Below are 255 nucleotides of genomic sequence, written 5' to 3'. Positions count from 1 at the left end.
CAAGGCGATGATCGACCGCTCGCATACCTTGCCCGTGAAGCGCCAAGCGAAGGAACTGGGGATCAGCCGGGGTAGTGTCTATTATCTGCCGCGGCCGGTTTCGTCCGAAGATCTTGCGATCATGCGTCGCATCGACGCGCTGCATCTGGAGTTTCCGTTCGCAGGCAGCCGGATGATGCGCGACTTTCTTCGTCAGGAGGGCATCACGATCGGCCGCTGCCATGTCGCGAGCCTGATGAAGAAGATGGCGATCGA

At 60.0% G+C, this 255-nt stretch carries 1 protein-coding gene; it reads left to right on the top strand.

The annotated features are described in order from the left end of the window. Positions 1 to 255, top strand: a 255-nt coding sequence (locus tag FMM79_RS00020) for an IS3 family transposase (RefSeq protein WP_148625001.1), incomplete at both ends; no start/stop codon positions are given.

Source organism: Novosphingobium sp. BW1 (genome assembly GCF_008107685.1).
GTDB lineage: Bacteria > Pseudomonadota > Alphaproteobacteria > Sphingomonadales > Sphingomonadaceae > Novosphingobium.
Note: the sequence above shows the minus strand (reverse complement) of the source record. Positions and strands in the feature narration are given on the sequence as shown.